Raw genomic sequence first — 16,259 nt, 5'->3', positions numbered from 1 at the left:
CTCGGGAGGCAACGCCGAACTCCTCGTCCCCCGGCTCGCCCGGCCCTGACACCACGGGCGGCGGAGGTCATGGCTTGCGCGCCACCGCACCCAACTGCGGTACCACCGTGCGCTCGTCACCAGGGTCGGGGCGCCACCGCGAACAGGGGACGAGGCCCGGCTCCAGCAGGGTGAGACCGTCGAAGTACCGGGCGATCTCCGCGCTGCCGCGGGCGGTGACCGGTGGTTCGGCGTGGGCGTTCCAGAACTCCATGGCCTCCAGTTGCAGGTCGCCGCCGAGTTCGGGCTCGGTCGTGGGGTGCGTCAGCACGAGGAAGCTGCCGGGGGCGAGTGGTTCGAGGAGCCGCCGGGCGATGGCGCGGGCCTCGGCGTCGTCGAGGACGAAGTTGAGGATGCCGAGCAGCATCAGCGCGACGGGCTCGCCGAGGTCGAGTGTCTCTCCTGCGATGCGCAGGATCGTGTCGGCGTCATGGGCGTCGGCGTCGATGTAGACCGCGGCGCCTTCCTCGGTGCCGGTCAGCCGGGTGCGGGCGTGGGCGAGCACCAGCGGGTCCTTGTCGACGTACACGATCCTCGACGAGGGGGCGATGCGCTGCGCGATCTCGTGGGTGTTCTCCAGCGCGGGCAGTCCGGTGCCGATGTCGAGGAACTGGCGTATCCCGTGCTCCGCGGTCAGCCGGCGCACCGCGCGGACCAGGAACCGCCGGTCGGCGGAGGCGATGTCCCGGATGACGGGGATCATCCCGGCGACGTGATCCCCGACCTGCCGGTCGACCTCGTAGTGGTCCGTGCCGCCCTGCCAGTAGTTCCAGACGCGGGCGTTGTGCGCCGTCGTGGTGTCCGGGGTCTCCGGGGTCTCCGGGCGCTCACGCGCGACGTCGGCGGTCTGGTCCTCGCTCACGGGGTCCTCTCCTGGCACGCCCAAGGATCCGATGACGGAGGGCAGTTGGGGCCCGTGTGGCGTGACATGGCGTCATTGTGCCGCTGCCTTCTCCCTGGCGTTCGCGCACACCCCTAGACATCCGATGTATTGTCCGGCAACGATGATCGAGCCTCCGACCGAGGTCGACGTGGCGCCGAAACTGCCGTAAAGAGCCGATGACTGGGCCGGGAGATCTCACCGTGATCGATGCATCCCCACCGCAGCGACGAAGCCTCCTCAAGTTCGGCGGTGCCCTCGCGTTCGCACCTCTGGCCACCGGGTTGACGGGCACCACCGCCACGGCACAGCCCGCCACCGGGACACGCGACCCGCAGTCCGTCCGCCCGCCGGCCCTCACGCGCGACGCCCTGCGCTACACCGTCCCCGCCATGAACTGGGAGGCGCAGGCCCTGCCGATCGGCAACGGCCGGCTCGGCGCCATGCTCTTCGCCGACCCCCACGAGGAGCGCGTCCAGTTCAACGAACAGAGCCTGTGGGGCGGGGTGAACGACTACGACAACGCCCTCGCCGGCAGACCGGACAGCGACTTCGACACCGGCATGAACGGCTTCGGCTCGTACCGGGACTTCGGCGACCTCGTGATCACCTTCGCCGACGCGCCCCGGGCCGAGGTCACGGCTCCGGGGGGACCGTACAGCAGCTCTCCGTCCGAGGGCGTCGACAAGACGTACGACGGCGAGACGGCCACCAAGTGGTGCGTCGAGGGCCCCGGGGCGAAGGTGCTGTGGCAGGTCGAGCTCCCCGCCCCCGTGGAGGTCGCCTCGTACCGGCTGACGAGCGCCAATGACGTGCCGCAGCGCGACCCGCAGGAGTGGACGCTCTCCGGTTCCGCCGACGGTGCCGCCTGGACCGTGCTGGACAGCCGCACGCTCGGGGCGCCTTTCGAGAGCCGCTTCCAGACGAAGCGGTTCACCTGCGCGAACCCGGCGGCCTACCGCTTCTACCGGTTCGACTTCGTCCCCAAGGCCGGCGTCAGCCACTTCCAGGTCGGTGAGATCGGCCTGACCGGCGTCGACCTCGGCGCGTCCGGGGCGGTGTACCTGTCGTCGCCGAGCGGGGAGACCGAGGGGTCCTCCCACGGGTCCGGCTCCGGCGCCCGCTCCACGGACATCTCATGTTCCGTGGACGGCGACCCGGCCACGGTCTGGCGGGTCGCGGGGACCTCACCCGCGCTGGTCTGGCAGGCCGATCTGCCCCGCGCGGTCGCCGTCACCTCGTACACCCTGACGGCGGCCCCGGACCGCGCCCAGGAGGACCCCCGGCACTGGACGCTGGAGGCGTCGAAGGACGGCAGCACCTGGGTGACCCTCGACACACGGCGGCCCGGTGGGCCGTTCGCCGACCGGGGCGAGACGCGCACCTTCCGGTTCACCAACACCACGGCCTACCGCGTCTACCGGCTCACCCTGACCCCCGACGCCTCCGCCGGAGCCTGCCGGATCGCCGAGATCGCCCTGGCGGGCGAGGACTTCGACACCCGCACCCGGCGCACGGTCGTCGACTACCGGCGCGCCCTCGACTTCGTCGACGGTGTCCACGTCACCCGCTTCGGCGCACCGGGGCGGCGCGTCGTCCGGGAGGCCTTCGCCGGCCGCGCCGCCGACGTCATGGTCTTCCGGTACACGACGGAGGCGCCCGAGGGACTCTCCGGAGCGATCTCGCTGACCTCCGGTCAGGAACAGGCCCCGACGACCGTGGACGCCGCCGCCCGCCGGATCGCCTTCAAGGGCGTCATGGGCAACGGCCTCAAGCACGCGTGCACCGTCCGGGCCGTGCACACCGACGGCGACTTCGGCGCCGACGGGTCGGTCCTCCGGTTCAGCGGATGCACGACGCTGACCCTGCTCCTGGACGCCCGCACCGACTACCGGCTCGACGCCGCCGCCGGATGGCGCGGACCCGATCCGCAGGCAGCCGTCGACCGGACGCTCGACAAGGCCGCCGCCCGTTCCTACGCCGCACTGCGCAAGCGGCACACCACCGACACCCGCGCCCTCATGAAGCGTGTCTCGGTCGACTGGGGCACCACCGAGGACGCCGTCCTCGCCCTGCCGACCGACGCCCGGCTGGCGCGCTACGCGGCGGGCGGGGAGGACCCGACCCTCGAACAGACGATGTTCGACTACGGCCGCTACCTGCTGATCAGTTCCTCCCGCCCGAAGGGCCTGCCCGCCAACCTCCAGGGCCTGTGGAACGACAGCAACCAGCCGGCGTGGGCCGCCGACTACCACACCAACATCAATGTCCAGATGAACTACTGGGGAGCGGAGACGACGAACCTGCCGGAGTGCCACGAGGCGCTCGTCGGGTTCATCGAGCAGGTGGCCGTGCCCAGCCGGGTGGCCACCCGCAATGCCTTCGGCGCCGACACCCGTGGGTGGACCGCGCGCACCAGCCAGAGTGTCTTCGGCGGCAACGCCTGGGAGTGGAACACCGTCGCGAGCGCCTGGTACGCCCAACACCTCTACGAACACTGGGCGTTCACCCAGGACCTGACCTACCTCCGCACCCTCGCGCATCCGATGATCAAGGAGATCTGCGAGTTCTGGGAGGACCAGCTCAAGGAGCGTGCGGACGGACTCCTCGTGGCGCCGAACGGCTGGTCCCCGGAGCACGGGCCCCGCGAGGACGGCGTCATGTACGACCAGCAGATCATCTGGGACCTGTTCCAGAACTACCTCGACTGCGAGGCGGTCCTCGACGCGGACCCCGAGTACCGGGCCGAGGTCGCGGACATGCAGGCCCGTCTGGCGCCCAACAAGGTCGGCAGATGGGGGCAGTTGCAGGAGTGGCAGGAGGACATCGACAGCCCCACCGACATCCACCGCCACACTTCGCACCTCTTCGCGGTCTACCCGGGACGCCAGATCACCCCGAGGACGCCCGACTTCGCGGCGGCGGCCCTCGTCTCCCTCAAGGCGCGCTGCGGAGAGAAGGACGGGGTACCGTTCACGGCCGCGACCGTGTCGGGCGACAGCCGCCGCTCATGGACCTGGCCGTGGCGCGCGGCCCTCTTCGCCCGCCTCGGCGACGGGCACCGCGCCGGGATCATGCTGCGCGGCCTGCTGAGCTACAACACGCTGCCCAACCTGTTCTGCAACCACCCGCCGTTCCAGATGGACGGCAACTTCGGCATCTCGGGGGCCGTCGCGGAGATGCTCCTGCAGAGCCACGACGGAAGCATCCACCTGCTGCCCGCCCTGCCGGACGCGTGGAAGACCGAGGGGTCCTTCACCGGCCTGCGCGCCCGGGGCGGTTACCAGGTCGCCTGCGAGTGGCGCGACGGCAAGGTCACGTCCTACGAGATCGTGGCCGACCGGGCGCGGAGCCGGGGCAGGGTCACCGTCCGGGTGAACGGCACCGACGTCAGGGTGCGCCCGCGCAGGCCCTGACGGCGACGCGGGCCCCGGAGTCGGCGGCGACGCGTGCCCCCGAGTCGGCGGCGACGCGGGCTCGGGACTCGGCGGCGACGCCGGCTCAGGACTTGGCCGTAGCCTCGGCCGGGGTGTCGGCGGCGTCCGCCTCGCTGCGGGCCATGTGCAGAAAACGCCGGATCGCCTCGACCGACATGTCGAGCGCGTCGGACGCCGACTGCTCGTCCCCGAACACCTGAACCGCCTCGGTGACGGCCACGGCGAGTTCGGCCTCCGCCTTGCGGACCTTGCCCTCCGCCTTGTCCACGGTGTCGACGACCGACAGCTGGCGGCGCTGCTTCTCCTGAAGCCGCTGTTTACGGGAGAGGGTTCTGTCAACGTTCTGCACAGTCATGCCCAAGATCATAAGGGTCCGGGCACGCCCCCACCGAACCGTCAACTCCTGCTGATCGCAGCCGTGTTCGACTTGCTCGGTGGTGTCGGCGTGCTCCTCGTGGGCGTGCGACGCTACCCCAGGCACATCTGAACCGGCGGGGCCACCCGCCGGGGCCGGCCTTCACCCCGAAAGAGGAACATGCGTTCTCTGACCTTCGTCTTCGGTACGGGACGCAGCGGCTCGACGGCGCTGTCACGCATCCTCAACGCCCACCCGGACGTCCTGAGCCTCAACGAGTACATGGCCTCGGTGGGCGACGCGGCCTTTCCCCCGGGGCGGGTGGACGGCGAGGAGTTCTGGCGGGCGCTCTCCCGGCCCGCCCCGCATTTCGAACGGATGATCCGCAGCGGGCTGCCGCTGCCGGAGTTCCTCCACACCCGGCGCCCCGGCCGATACTCGGCGCGCACCTCCGGCATCCCCGCGCTCTCCCTGATGGTGCTGCCCCACCTCACCGACGACCCGGACACCCTCCTCGACGAACTCGGCGCGGCGGTGGTCCGGTGGCCGGAGCGCCCCGCCGCCGAACACCACCGGGTCCTGTTCGACCTGCTCTGCGCCCGGTTCGGACGCACCGCGGTCGTGGAGCGCTCCGGCTACTCGACCGGCTGGGCCCCGGGTCTGCGGGAGGCCTTCCCCGAGGCCAGGTTCGTGCACATGTTCCGCGACGGCCCGGACTGCGCCCTGTCCATGAGCCGCCACCCCGGGTACCGCGCGATCTCCCTGCTCCGGGAGATCAGGACCCGCTCCGGTGTCGACAGCTTCGCCGATCTGACCACCGAGCACGTCCGCGCGTTGCCGCCCGACCTCGCGCCCCTGCTCGACGACCGCTTCGACCCGTCCCTCGTGCGCGACCGGCACATCCCCCTGCGGACCTTCGGCACGCTGTGGTCCGAACTCGTCACCGAGGGAACGGAGTTCCTCCGCGGACTCCCCGCCGACCGGCGCGCCACCCTCTCGTACGAGAACCTCCTGGACCACCCCGTCGAGGAGCTGACCCGCCTGGCCGGGTTCATCGGTGTGGCGCCCGACCCTCGGTGGCTGCGCGCCGGATCCGCTCTGCTCGACCATGGCCGGCGCGGTTCGGCGGCCACCCTGCCTGCCGCGGAACGGGCCGTCCTGCGGGACACCTGCGCGCCGGGTGCGCGCGCTCTGGAGTCATAGCTTTCACCTTCATTCATTGCAACGCTATGGGCTGGTTTCGTTGCGTTGATCGTGGGGTCGTTGCAATGAAAAGCAGCTCTTGAACTGCTCCTATCGAATCTCTGCGCTCTATCTGTGTTGCTGAATCTATGAACGCAACGTAGCGTTTCCGCATCGAGAAACGGTGGGCGATCGAGGGGGCAGGCCATGGAGACAGCGCACAGCCGACGGCAGGCGGCACCTGGCGCCCGCACCGCCTTCGCCCGCTTCGTGCTCTGCGGCGGGGGAGTGGGGATCGGCTCCAGCTTCGCCGTCGCGGCCCTGGCCTCCTGGATCCCCTGGGCCCTGGCCAACGCCCTGATCACGGCCGCCTCCACGCTGCTCGCCACCGAGCTGCACGCGCGCTTCACCTTCGGGGCGGGCGGGCGCGCGACCTGGCGTCAGCACGCACAGTCGGCCGGTTCGGCGGCGGCCGCGTACGCGGTGACCTGCGGCGCGATACTCGTCCTGCACCAGCTGGTGGCGGCACCCGGGCCGGTGCTCGAACAGGTCGTCTACCTGTCCGCCTCCGCCCTCACCGGCGTCGCGCGCTTCGCGCTGCTGCGCCTGGTCGTCTTCGCCCGTACTCGCCCAGCCGGATGGAATCGCCGCAGCCGGGCGGGTGCAATGCCGCAGCAGGCGTCCGTCCGCGTGTGCGAACGGCGGAAGGCTGTCGCACATGCTCACACCTCTTGCGCGACCAGCGTGGCGGCGGTCTGGTGAACGCCCCCGCCGGTTCTCCCCGGCCCGGGCCGGCACCGTCGCCGCCGCCGTCCTGGCACTCCTGCTGTCCTTCCCCGGCACCGCCTCCGCGGCCCCGGGCGACCTGGATCCCACCTTCAGCGGCGACGGCAGGGTGCTCACCGGCTTCGCCGACGACGATCACGCGGGCGACGTGGCGGTACAGCCCGACGGGAAGATCGTGTCGGTCGGTGCCTCCGCCGACCATTCGGTGACGGAGAGCCATTTCGCCCTGACCAGGCACAACCCCGACGGCACCCCGGACACCGGGTTCGACGGCGACGGCAGGGTCACCACCCCGATCAACAACATGGGCCCGAATTTCCAGTGGAGCGAGGCCAGCGCCGTGACACTGCAGTCCGACGGCAAGATCGTCGTGGCGGGCATGAGCTGGCGGGAGTACGAGAACTGCTGCTGGTTCGTCGTGGCCCGCTACAACCCCGACGGCACCCTGGACGACACCTTCAGCGACGACGGCAGGGTCTTCGCTGAGATCAGCGGACCGACCGAGGCCCTCGACGTGGCGATCGACGCCGACGACAGGATCGTGGCGGCCGGCTACAGCGGCGGGTTCGTCGCGCTGGCCCGCTTCGACGACCAGGGCACCCCCGACCCCTCGTTCGGCGGTGACGGGGTGGTGACCGTCGACCCGAACCCGAACACCCAGGAGGCGGGCGGTGACGCCCGCAGCCTGGCGCTGCAGCCCGACGGGAAGATCGTCGTCGGGGGTGAGGTGGGATCGACCAGCTTCGACTTCGTGCTGATGCGCCTCAACGCCGACGGCACCGTGGACAACGGGTTCGGCACCGCCGGCATCGTCCGCACCGACTTCGGCGGCTACGACGGGGTGCGAGCACTGGCGATCCAGCCCGACGGCAAGATCGTCGCCGGCGGCTCCAGCGACGCCCGGGTCGCCCTGGCCCGGTACACCGCGGGCGGCACCCTGGACCCGAGTTTCGACGGTGACGGCCGGGTCCTCACGCCCGGCGCCTTCGCCTCCGACATGGTCCTCCAGCCGGACGGACGGATCGTCAGCGCCGGCGGGACGAACGGTGACTTCGCCGTGCTGCGCCACAACCCCGACGGCAGACTGGACACCGGCTTCGGTGCCGGGGGCGTCGCGACCGCCGACTTCGGTGGCAGCGACAGCGCCCGCGGCCTGGCCCTGCAGTCCGGCGGCGGGATCGTCGCCGCGGGCGGGGGAGGGCCGAACGCCGACTTCGCCCTGGCCCGCTTCCAGGGTGGTGGCAGCGTCCCGCCGCCACCCGCCGGAGTGGACCTGTCGGTGACGAAGTCCGGTCCGGCCACGGCCGCCATCGGTGACCGTCCCACCTACACCGTGCGCGTGACCAACAACAGCACCACCACCTCCGCCACCGACGTGAACCTCTCCGACACGTTCAGCGGGGTCGCCGCCTCGGTCGTCTCGGCGACCACCACCTCCGGCACCTGCACCACGACCGCGACCGGCGCGACCTGTTCCCTGGGCACCCTCGCCCCCGGTGCAGCCGCCACGGTCACCGTCGCCGCCGAACCCCGGGCCACCGGCACCCTCACCGATCGGGTGACGGTCGGCGCCACCCAGACCGACCCGAACACCGGCGACAACACCGCCACCGCGACCACCACGGTCAACAACTCCCGTGGCTGCACCCGCATCGGCACCAGCGGCAACGACACCATCACCGGCACCTTCGGCAACGACGTGATCTGCGCCCTCGGCGGTGACGACACCGTCAACGCGGGTTCCGGCAACGACACCGTGCACGGCGGTCACGGCAACGACCGCGTCGACGGCGGCAACGGCAACGACACCCTCAACGCCGGGCCCGGCACGGACAACCTGATCGGCAACTTCGGCACCGACAACCTCAACACGGTCGACCAGGTCTCCGGCAACGACACCGCCAACGGCGGCCCCAACACGGACACCTGCACCACGGACGCGGGCGACACCCGCCTCAGCTGCCCCTGACCCGCCCGTCGGACCCCGGGCCCCGCGCGTCACCGTGCGGGGCCCGGCTCAGCGCCTCCAGCGGGTACGGGGTGGTCCTGCTCTCGTGGCGGAAGCGGTGGTGGAAGTCGCCCATCACCACGGCGACCGGCGCGTGACGACGGAGGACCGCCGCGATCGCCGGCGGCATGCCCGCCGGGAACTCGCCCCGGGCGCAGGCGCGCACGAACTCCCGACGTTCCTCCGGTGCGCACCCGTACAGGGCGACGACCAGCCAGTTCACCAGATGGGTGACGGTGTAGTGCCGGTCGTAGGTGCGGTGCACGTCGTAGAAGTCCGCCTCGGCCCGGGTGAGTTCGAAGCTCGACGCGAGGGAGAGGCCGTAGTCGGCGAAGTAGAGCCGTCGGCCGTCGGTGAGGATGTTCTGGAAGTGCGCGTCGAAGTGCAGGAGCCCGTGGTCGTTCATGAACGACACGCCCGCTTCCAGCTCCTCCTCCACCATGGCGCAGGCCTGCTCGGCCGCCTCGTCACCGGCCCCGATCCGAACGCCCAGCCAGTCGTGCAGGTTGTGCGGGATGTACTCCAGGAACAGCGTGAGGCTCGCCGAGGAGTGCCGCAGTTCCTCGATCCGGCGGCGTATGCCCGGACCGCCTCCCCAGTAGGCCACGGCCCGTTCCACGTCCGCCAGTTCCTCGGGGAGCGGGCGACCGGCGTCGGGGAGGACGCGCCAGTGATGCATCAGGGGGAAGCCCTCGTGATCTCCCGCGATCACCCAGTTCGTCGTCATGGCGTGTACGGCCAGCTCGCGCCAGACCCCGAACCCCGGTCCGCCGACGCTGCCGACACCGTACTGGCAGTGGACCGGCAGCCCGAAGAGGTTCGCCGTGGACCGGGCGTGCTCCGGGCGGCGTTCCAGATCGGTCAGGCGCACCTGCTTGACGAAGACCGGTGTCGCGTCGACATCCAGCAGGACCGACGTTCCGCCGATGCCGGAGCCCAGCGGGGTGGCGGCGTCGACCAGCTCCCGCAGTTCGCGGTCGCCGCACCGCGCCAGCGACGCGGCGACGGCGCTGTGCGCGGCCAACCGGGCGGCACGGGACATGTCTACGTCCGGTACAGGCCCGCGAGACGCAGGGCTCTGGTCATCGCGGGCCGGTCCAGCTCACGCCAGTCGGGTTCGTTGACGAGCGACATCAGCAGGTCCGGCGTCAGCCGGTAGTTCTCGGCGTGCTCCAGCAGTGTCTCGGCGTCCTGTGTGGGCATGGCGCCGTGGTCCTCGTCGGCGATCGTCCTGAGCACGTCCTTCCGGTCGACGAAGCGGCTCATCCCGCAGTCGAGTCCGTCGTCGCCGAGGCTCGCCGGATAGGGAGCGCGGGCCCAGTCGCCGTTCTCGAACCAATAGACACAGCCCAGTTGATTACCCGACAGCAGATCCCGCAGCTGCTCGTGGGGGAGCCAGTCGGGTGCGCCGACGAACATGTCGACCGGGGGCTCGTGCCACTTGACCCCGCTCGACTCGTCCTCGCCGTAGAGCACATAACGGCCCTCACCGCGGGGCGCGAAGCCCCACCACGTACAGCCGCAGTCGTCCAGATGGAGTCCCTCGTCGTCCACCCAGGTCCCCGTGCGGTGGATCCCCTCTTCCTCGTCCGCGGTGGTCGTCTCCAGCACGGCGATCAGGGCCCACCGCGCCCACAGCACCTCCGCCGACGGCAGATCCTCGCCCAGCCCCGGCCGGTTGATGGCCATGTCCTGTCCTCCGGCCTCGACACCGATCGATCCATCCATGATCGGACCAAGGCTCTCACGGACCGGGCGACCCCGCTGCACCGCCCGCCCCCTCCCGTTCGCATGACACGCCACGCGACAACTCCATGTCCGGGCGGGCCGATTGACGGATTCATCGCCGTCCCGGGCGGGCAGCTCCGATAGTGTCATGAGCACGACTAACCTTCCCCCACAAGGAGGTCGATCATGCACATCCGTACGCTGACCGGCGGCCTGACAGCGGCCCTGATGGTGTCCCTGTCCCTCGTCGGCGGCCAAGCGGTCGCCGCCGCTCCCGACGCGGCCGCCGCCCCCTTGGCCGCCCGGGTCCTCACCTACGACGCGCGTGGCTCCGCGGAGTTCAGGAGCGCCGTCGACCGGGGCGCGGCGATCTGGAACGAGAGCGTCGACACCGTCGAGCTGCGGCCGGCCGCGGCCGGCCAGCGCGCGAACATCCGGGTTCTCGCGGACAACGGCTGGCCACGCGCCCTGCCCACGACCCTGGGCAACGGCACCGTCTACATCGGACGCCAGGCCGTCGACCAGGGCTACGACACGATCCGGATCTCCGCCCACGAACTCGGCCACATCCTGGGCCTGCCCGACCGCAAGCCGGGACCGTGCTCCAGCCTGATGTCCGGCTCCACCGCCGGCACCGCGTGCAAGAACCCGTATCCGAACGCGGCGGAGAAGGCGGAGGTCGAAGACAACTTCGGTGGTCTGCTCGTCGGACGGACCCCGGAGGCGCTCCCCCACGTGATCGTGGACTGACGCGCCCGCTCGCCGCCCGGCCGAGTCCGCCCGGCCCCGTCCCCTCGGCCGAGTCCGCTCGGCCGGACGGCGAGTTCCGCACCGCTCGGCGGCAGCCGGCCCGGTGACCCCGCGTGGCCGACGCCCGTCGACGAGAACGCGTCGACTTTCGCCAGGACGTGTGCGGATTCACGGGAGGCGGACCCAACAGCCCCTGAAACAGCCTATGTTCACGGCGAAGACGATGTCCTCACCGTCTTCGATGCCCTCACCGTCTTCATTGCCCTCGCAGCCCTCACAGTGCTCACTCGCCTTGCAGGAGGCCCGCATGCGCCGCACGTTCCGTACCGCCGTCGCCGGGGCGGTGACGGCCGCCGCCCTCGTATGGGGCGGCACCGCGCACGCCACGCCGGCGGGACCGGGAGTCAGCGGCCGGGTCCTCAGCCAGACGACCGTGAACGGCACCGACTACATCCTGCGGGAGGTCACGATCCCGCCCGGTCAGGCCACCGGCTGGCACTACCACGACGGACCGCTGTACGGCTTCGTCAAGCAGGGCACCCTCAGCCACTACGACTCCACCTGCGAGACCGACGGCGTCTACCGCACCGGCGACCGTATCCAGGAACCGGCCGGCCCCGACTACGTCCACATCGGCCGCAACCTGGGCGACACCCCGCTCGTCCTGGTCGTCCTGTACGTCCTGCCCCACGGCTCCCCGTTCTCGGAGGACGCCCCTAACCCGGGCTGCTCCTTCGAGTGATCAGCCTCAGGCGCGTCGGCCGAGGGCGACATAGGTGTTGCCGAAGAACCGCAGGCCGCTCAGGTCCTGTCCGATGTCCGCGAACGCGTCGTCCCAGCGGGCGATGTCTTCCGTGGTGACGAGACCCTCGGAGAGCAGGGCGTCACGTGCCGCCCAGGCGGGACCGCGCATGCCGGGCGGGGGAGTCATGACGTTGATGTGGCCCTCGTAGGCGATGACGTCGAGGCCGGCCGAGGTGAGGAGTTCGTCCAGCCGGGTCCCGATCGCGAGATCGTTGCCCCGGCGCCGGTGCAGTTCGCGGTAGCGCTCGTGCATCTCGTCGTACGCGGCGGGCGCGCCCCGCAGCCGGAAACCGGTCGCGTCGACGTCGACGAGGTACACCACGCCGCCGCCGGGCCTGGCCAGCTCGGCGAGATGGTCCACGATCGCCTGCTCCCGGCCGCCGTTGTGGGCCAGCACATGACGGAGCATCACCACGTCGAAGGTGCCCTCGGCCAGGCCGGTGGCGTCGGCGGATCCGGTGCTGGTGTGCACGCGCACGCCGGTGCGCTCGGCGAGCGCGGAGGCGACGGCCAGCGCGTCGGCGTCGCGGTCCACCGCCCACACACCACCCTCGGGCCCGACGATGTCCGCCAGCCGCACGGACAGCGCGCCCGGCCCGCATCCCACGTCCGCGATGCGCGCCCCGGGTGCCACCCCGGCGGCCGCCCACAGCTCGCGTTCGCGCCGCTCGGCGAGGTCGGCCATGAGCCGGTACCGCGCGATCTCCGAGTCGTCGAGGGTCAGTGAGTAGTCGGCCACTGTGGTTCCTCCCAGGTTCGTCGGTGGCTCATTGTGTGCGGTGCGACGCCTCCGCGGACCCAGTAGGACGCACACGGCGTTTCGCCGGTTGTCGCTGTCGCTGTCGCTGTCGCTGTCTCCGTCGCTGTCTCTGTCGGTGTCGGTTGTCGGTCGCCGTTCACGGTCCGGGCGCGGGGCGGATACGCCGTTGATCCGCTCGTCGTCCGCCACGTAGGTTCGCCCGTATGACGAACGTACGGATCGGTGTGATGTACGACCGCGACTGGGCCCCGGAAGGGTTGCCGGAGTTCGCGCGGCGGGCCGAGGCGCTCGGGGTGGACGACCTGTGGGTGGTGGAGGACCTCGGCTGGAACGGTGGCGTCACGGCGGCGGCCGTGGCCCTGGGCGCGACACAGCGTCTGCGGGTGGGCATCGGCATCACTCCGGCCCCGCTGCGCAGCCCGGCGCTGCTGGCGATGGAACTGGCCACGCTGGCCCGGGTGTTCCCCGGCAGACTGGTGGCCGGCATCGGGCACGGCGTACGGGAATGGATGGCCCAGGTCGGCGTCGCGCCCCGCTCCCCGTTGGCGCTCCTGGAGGAGACGATCACCTCCGTTCGCGCGCTGCTGCGCGGTGAGCGCGTGGAACTGGCGGGGCGTGAAGTACGGCTGGACGGAGTCGAGTTGGTGCACACGCCGACCGAGGTCCCGCCGGTCGTCGCGGGCGTGGTGCGGCCCCGTTCCCTCGAACTGTCCGGCCGCGTCGCCGACGGCACACTGATCGCCGAGGGCCACGGGCCGCGCGACCTGGAGCACACCCGCGAGCTCGTCGCCAAGGGGGGCGCGACCGCCGACCACACCCTCACCGTCTTCGCCTTCGCTTGCGTCGGTGACGACCCCGGCGAGGTCGCCCGTACCCTCCACCCCCATACCGAGGGGCACGGCGCCTGGCTGGGCCGTCCCCAGGAGGAGGTCTTCACCGTCTCCGGCGACGCCGCCGGGGCCTCCGGCGCCGTCCGGGCGCTCGCGGATGCCGGCGCCGACACGGTCGTCCTGCGCTTTGTGGGCGAGGACCCGCTGCGGCAGCTGGGGGCCGTGCTCGAAGCGTGGCGGGCGGCACCCACCACCTGACCCTCCTGCCGACTGTTTCTGATCCGCTCAGGCGGGGACCCGCCTGATTATGGTGCAAATCGGCTACACGATGATGACCGAGCAGGCAGGCCCCCGTGACCTCGTCGACCACGTGGTGCGGGCGGAGGGCGCGGGGTTCGACTTCTCGGTGACCTCCGACCACTACTTCCCGTGGCTGCGCTCGCAGGGTCACTCACCGTACGCGTGGAGTGTGCTCGGCGCGGCCGCCCAGGCCACGTCACGCATCCCGCTGATGACCTACGTGACCTGCCCCTCGTTCCGCTACCACCCGGCGGTGGTGGCGCAGAAGGCGGCCACGATGCAGTTGCTGTCCGAGGGGCGGTTCCGGCTGGGGCTCGGTTCCGGGGAGAACCTCAACGAACACGTGGTGGGCGGCGGTTGGCCGTCCGTGAACGTCCGGCACGAGATGCTCGAAGAGGCGGTGGAGATCATCCGGGCGCTCTTCGGCGACGGCCATGTGAACCATCACGGCACGCACTACGACGTGGAGTCCGCCCGCCTCTGGGACCTGCCGGACGACCCGCCGCCCCTCGGCATCGCCGTCTCCGGCGAGCAGTCGTGCTCCCTCGCGGGCAGGCTCGGCGACCTGGTCATCGCCACGGAGCCCGAGGCCGGGCTGCTCCAGGCGTTCGACCGGCACGGCGGCACGGGCAAGCCGCGGGTGGGCCAGCTTCCCGTCTGCTACGACCCCGACCGCGCCACGGCCGTGCGGCGCGCGCACGACCAGTTCCGCTGGTTCGGCGGCGGCTGGAAGGTCAACTCGGAACTGCCGCACCCGGATTCCTTCGAGTCGGCCACGCAGTACGTCACGCCCGACGACGTTGCCGCGTCCATCCCGTGCGGCGACGACCCCGACGCGTTCGTCGAGGCCGTACGCCCGTACGCCGAGGCCGGGTTCACCGAGATCGCCCTGGTGCAGATCGGCGGCGAGTCCCAACCCGCGTACCTGGACTGGTCCGAGACGACCCTGCTGCCCGCCCTGCGCGAAGCCTTCGCCTGACACCCGTCATCAAGGCCCCGCCCGCGAGACCGTAGACCCGAGACCGTGGACCCGGGGGCTACGCCCCGTCGCTGCCCCGCCGCTCCGCGCCGCGTTCCGAGCCGGGTTCCGATCCGGTGGACGGGCCGCCCTCCGCGGATTCCTTCCTCTGATCGGTGGCGGCGGGACGCGAGGAGGTCTTGGGGCCGCCCTTGAAGCGCTCCAGCGTGCGCGCCAGCTGTTGGAACGGGGACACCGCCGGTTTCCCGGACGGCTGCTGTGGGGCGGGGGCCGCCTCGGCGGACTCACGGTAGGCGGCCAGCGCCTCATGCGCGCGCTCGGTCGCCTCCCGGTACAGGTCCCGGGACGCGGTCATGGCCTCCAGCGCCTCCGCGTACATCGCCACCCGCTTCCGCTCCCGCGCGAGTTCCTCCTCGAGAGTGAGCAGGTGCCAGTCGTCCCGCAGCGCCGTGAGGGCCTCGTCGGCGCCGTCCGGCAGCGGGCGCGACAGCGCGGCGAACCGCGTGACCGCCGCGACGAGGTCGACCGGTTCCGAACCGTCCAGGAACACCGTGCGCACGGTGAAGTCCTCGGCGTCGTAGCCGGAGGGAGCCGGAGTGCCGGGCAGCACCACGGCGCCGCCGCGCGGTACCTCGGCATCGAACTCACGCAGCGCCCAGTTCACGACCCGCACCTGGTGCGGGGCGGCACGGTGCTCGACCACGCGGTGGCGCAGACTCGGCGACAGCCAGCGGGCCAGGGGCAACTGCCCGCGCTCGTCCGTGGTCATCGCCTCATGGACGACGACGTGCACGCACCACCCTCCGCGCCCCGCGTCCCGGAGCACGCGCCGTACGTCCTTGTCGTCCTCGGGGAGGGCGTTGATCCTGCTCAGCGACAGGCCGGTGACGGCGTCGTGGTCCCAGTCCCCGTACTCCGGCCAGAACCGGGTGACGGGGGAGGGCCACGCCGGATCCCACGGTTGTTCCGCCTCCGCGAGGAGGGTCCATTCCCGGCCGCTGCCCTGGTCGGGCGAGAGGGCGAGCCGGGCACGCACGGTCACGTCGTCGGCGACCCGCCAACGGGCCTCGAAGACCCGCTCCGGGGACTCGCCCCCGGGGTCGGGCACTTCGAGGAAGTCGTCGATGAGCTGACTGTCCTTGAGCTGCCGCAGAGTACGACGGAGGACGTCCTCCGCGTCGGGTCCGATGTGGCGGCCGCGAGCCGGCCACACCGTCGGGGGAGTGGGACGAGCTGTGGGGGAGGTCGGCATGAGTCCATCGGGAAGCAGGGGTACGTGCGTCCACCAGTATCCCCGCCGCGCCTACCCGCGGATCACGCGGGGGTCTCGCCGCGGCCGCAGCCCGCCGGTGCTCCGCCGTCCCGGGGCGCCAGGGCGGCGCTTCTGTACCGCCACGAACGGAAAACACGTTGGCTCGCCG

Annotated in this window: 14 protein-coding genes; 8 read left to right on the top strand and 6 right to left on the bottom strand. The window is 71.5% G+C overall.

The window, feature by feature from the left end; all coding sequences use genetic code 11:
* Window positions 1-67 precede the first annotated feature (67 nt).
* The gene (locus ACZ9QC_RS01815; RefSeq protein WP_472918460.1) at window positions 68-901 is read right to left on the bottom strand and encodes an SAM-dependent methyltransferase; all 834 of its coding nucleotides are present in this window, start codon (window positions 899-901) and stop codon (window positions 68-70) included.
* 221 nt (window positions 902-1,122) lie between these two features.
* Between ACZ9QC_RS01815 and ACZ9QC_RS01810 the strand changes: the two genes are divergently transcribed.
* Complete coding sequence (locus tag ACZ9QC_RS01810; RefSeq protein WP_472918459.1) at window positions 1,123-4,335, top strand: glycosyl hydrolase family 95 catalytic domain-containing protein; 3,213 nt, start codon at window positions 1,123-1,125, stop codon at window positions 4,333-4,335.
* Window positions 4,336-4,420: 85 nt separating this feature from the next.
* On the opposite strand, the gene ACZ9QC_RS01805 is transcribed toward ACZ9QC_RS01810, so the two are convergent.
* Window positions 4,421-4,711, bottom strand: coding sequence for a hypothetical protein (locus ACZ9QC_RS01805; protein ID WP_472918458.1), 291 nt, complete (start codon window positions 4,709-4,711; stop codon window positions 4,421-4,423).
* A 180-nt stretch (window positions 4,712-4,891) separates the two neighbouring features.
* Here ACZ9QC_RS01805 and ACZ9QC_RS01800 point away from each other — a divergent pair, with 180 nt between their 5' ends.
* The 3 genes from ACZ9QC_RS01800 to ACZ9QC_RS01790 all read left to right on the top strand — a co-directional run bounded on the left by ACZ9QC_RS01800 (window position 4,892) and on the right by ACZ9QC_RS01790 (window position 8,648).
* A complete protein-coding gene (locus ACZ9QC_RS01800; RefSeq protein WP_472918457.1) occupies window positions 4,892-5,914 on the top strand; it encodes a sulfotransferase in 1,023 nt (340 codons plus the stop codon).
* Between the two features lie 186 nt (window positions 5,915-6,100).
* A complete protein-coding gene (locus ACZ9QC_RS01795) occupies window positions 6,101-6,655 on the top strand; it encodes a GtrA domain-containing protein (RefSeq protein ID WP_472918456.1) in 555 nt (184 codons plus the stop codon).
* The gene (locus ACZ9QC_RS01790; RefSeq protein ID WP_472918455.1) at window positions 6,612-8,648 is read left to right on the top strand and encodes a calcium-binding protein; all 2,037 of its coding nucleotides are present in this window, start codon (window positions 6,612-6,614) and stop codon (window positions 8,646-8,648) included. Before ACZ9QC_RS01795 ends, ACZ9QC_RS01790 begins: the two co-directional genes overlap by 44 nt.
* Here ACZ9QC_RS01790 and ACZ9QC_RS01785 read toward each other — a convergent pair.
* On the bottom strand, window positions 8,635-9,729 hold the full coding sequence (locus ACZ9QC_RS01785) for a protein kinase family protein (protein ID WP_472918454.1): 1,095 nt from the start codon (window positions 9,727-9,729) through the stop codon (window positions 8,635-8,637). The two genes, ACZ9QC_RS01790 and ACZ9QC_RS01785, sit on opposite strands and share 14 nt — an antisense overlap.
* Window positions 9,730-9,731: 2 nt before the next feature.
* Window positions 9,732-10,415 (bottom strand): hypothetical protein, encoded by a 684-nt coding sequence (locus ACZ9QC_RS01780; protein ID WP_472918453.1) that lies wholly within the window; start codon window positions 10,413-10,415, stop codon window positions 9,732-9,734.
* 186 nt (window positions 10,416-10,601) lie between these two features.
* Here ACZ9QC_RS01780 and ACZ9QC_RS01775 point away from each other — a divergent pair, with 186 nt between their 5' ends.
* Both ACZ9QC_RS01775 and ACZ9QC_RS01770 read left to right on the top strand, forming a co-directional pair.
* Complete coding sequence (locus ACZ9QC_RS01775; RefSeq protein WP_472918452.1) at window positions 10,602-11,165, top strand: snapalysin family zinc-dependent metalloprotease; 564 nt, start codon at window positions 10,602-10,604, stop codon at window positions 11,163-11,165.
* Window positions 11,166-11,472: 307 nt separating this feature from the next.
* Entirely contained in the window at window positions 11,473-11,907 is a 435-nt protein-coding gene (locus tag ACZ9QC_RS01770; RefSeq protein WP_472918451.1) for a cupin domain-containing protein, read from the top strand.
* 6 nt (window positions 11,908-11,913) lie between these two features.
* On the opposite strand, the gene ACZ9QC_RS01765 is transcribed toward ACZ9QC_RS01770, so the two are convergent.
* The gene (locus tag ACZ9QC_RS01765) at window positions 11,914-12,708 is read right to left on the bottom strand and encodes a methyltransferase domain-containing protein (RefSeq protein WP_472918450.1); all 795 of its coding nucleotides are present in this window, start codon (window positions 12,706-12,708) and stop codon (window positions 11,914-11,916) included.
* A gap of 224 nt (window positions 12,709-12,932) precedes the next feature.
* Between ACZ9QC_RS01765 and ACZ9QC_RS01760 the strand changes: the two genes are divergently transcribed.
* A complete protein-coding gene (locus ACZ9QC_RS01760; protein ID WP_472918449.1) occupies window positions 12,933-13,817 on the top strand; it encodes an LLM class flavin-dependent oxidoreductase in 885 nt (294 codons plus the stop codon).
* A 49-nt stretch (window positions 13,818-13,866) separates the two neighbouring features.
* Window positions 13,867-14,838 carry an LLM class F420-dependent oxidoreductase gene (locus tag ACZ9QC_RS01755; protein WP_472918448.1) on the top strand — a complete coding sequence of 324 codons (972 nt, stop codon included), beginning with the start codon at window positions 13,867-13,869 and terminating at the stop codon, window positions 14,836-14,838.
* 58 nt (window positions 14,839-14,896) lie between these two features.
* Here the strand turns inward: ACZ9QC_RS01755 and ACZ9QC_RS01750 are convergent, their stop codons facing one another.
* On the bottom strand, window positions 14,897-16,090 hold the full coding sequence (locus tag ACZ9QC_RS01750) for a hypothetical protein (protein WP_472918447.1): 1,194 nt from the start codon (window positions 16,088-16,090) through the stop codon (window positions 14,897-14,899).
* Window positions 16,091-16,259 lie beyond the last annotated feature (169 nt).

The organism is Streptomyces sp. HUAS MS02 (assembly GCF_055702265.1).
The sequence above is the reverse complement of the archived record's forward strand: the minus strand, read 5'-3'. Positions and strand labels throughout refer to the sequence as shown.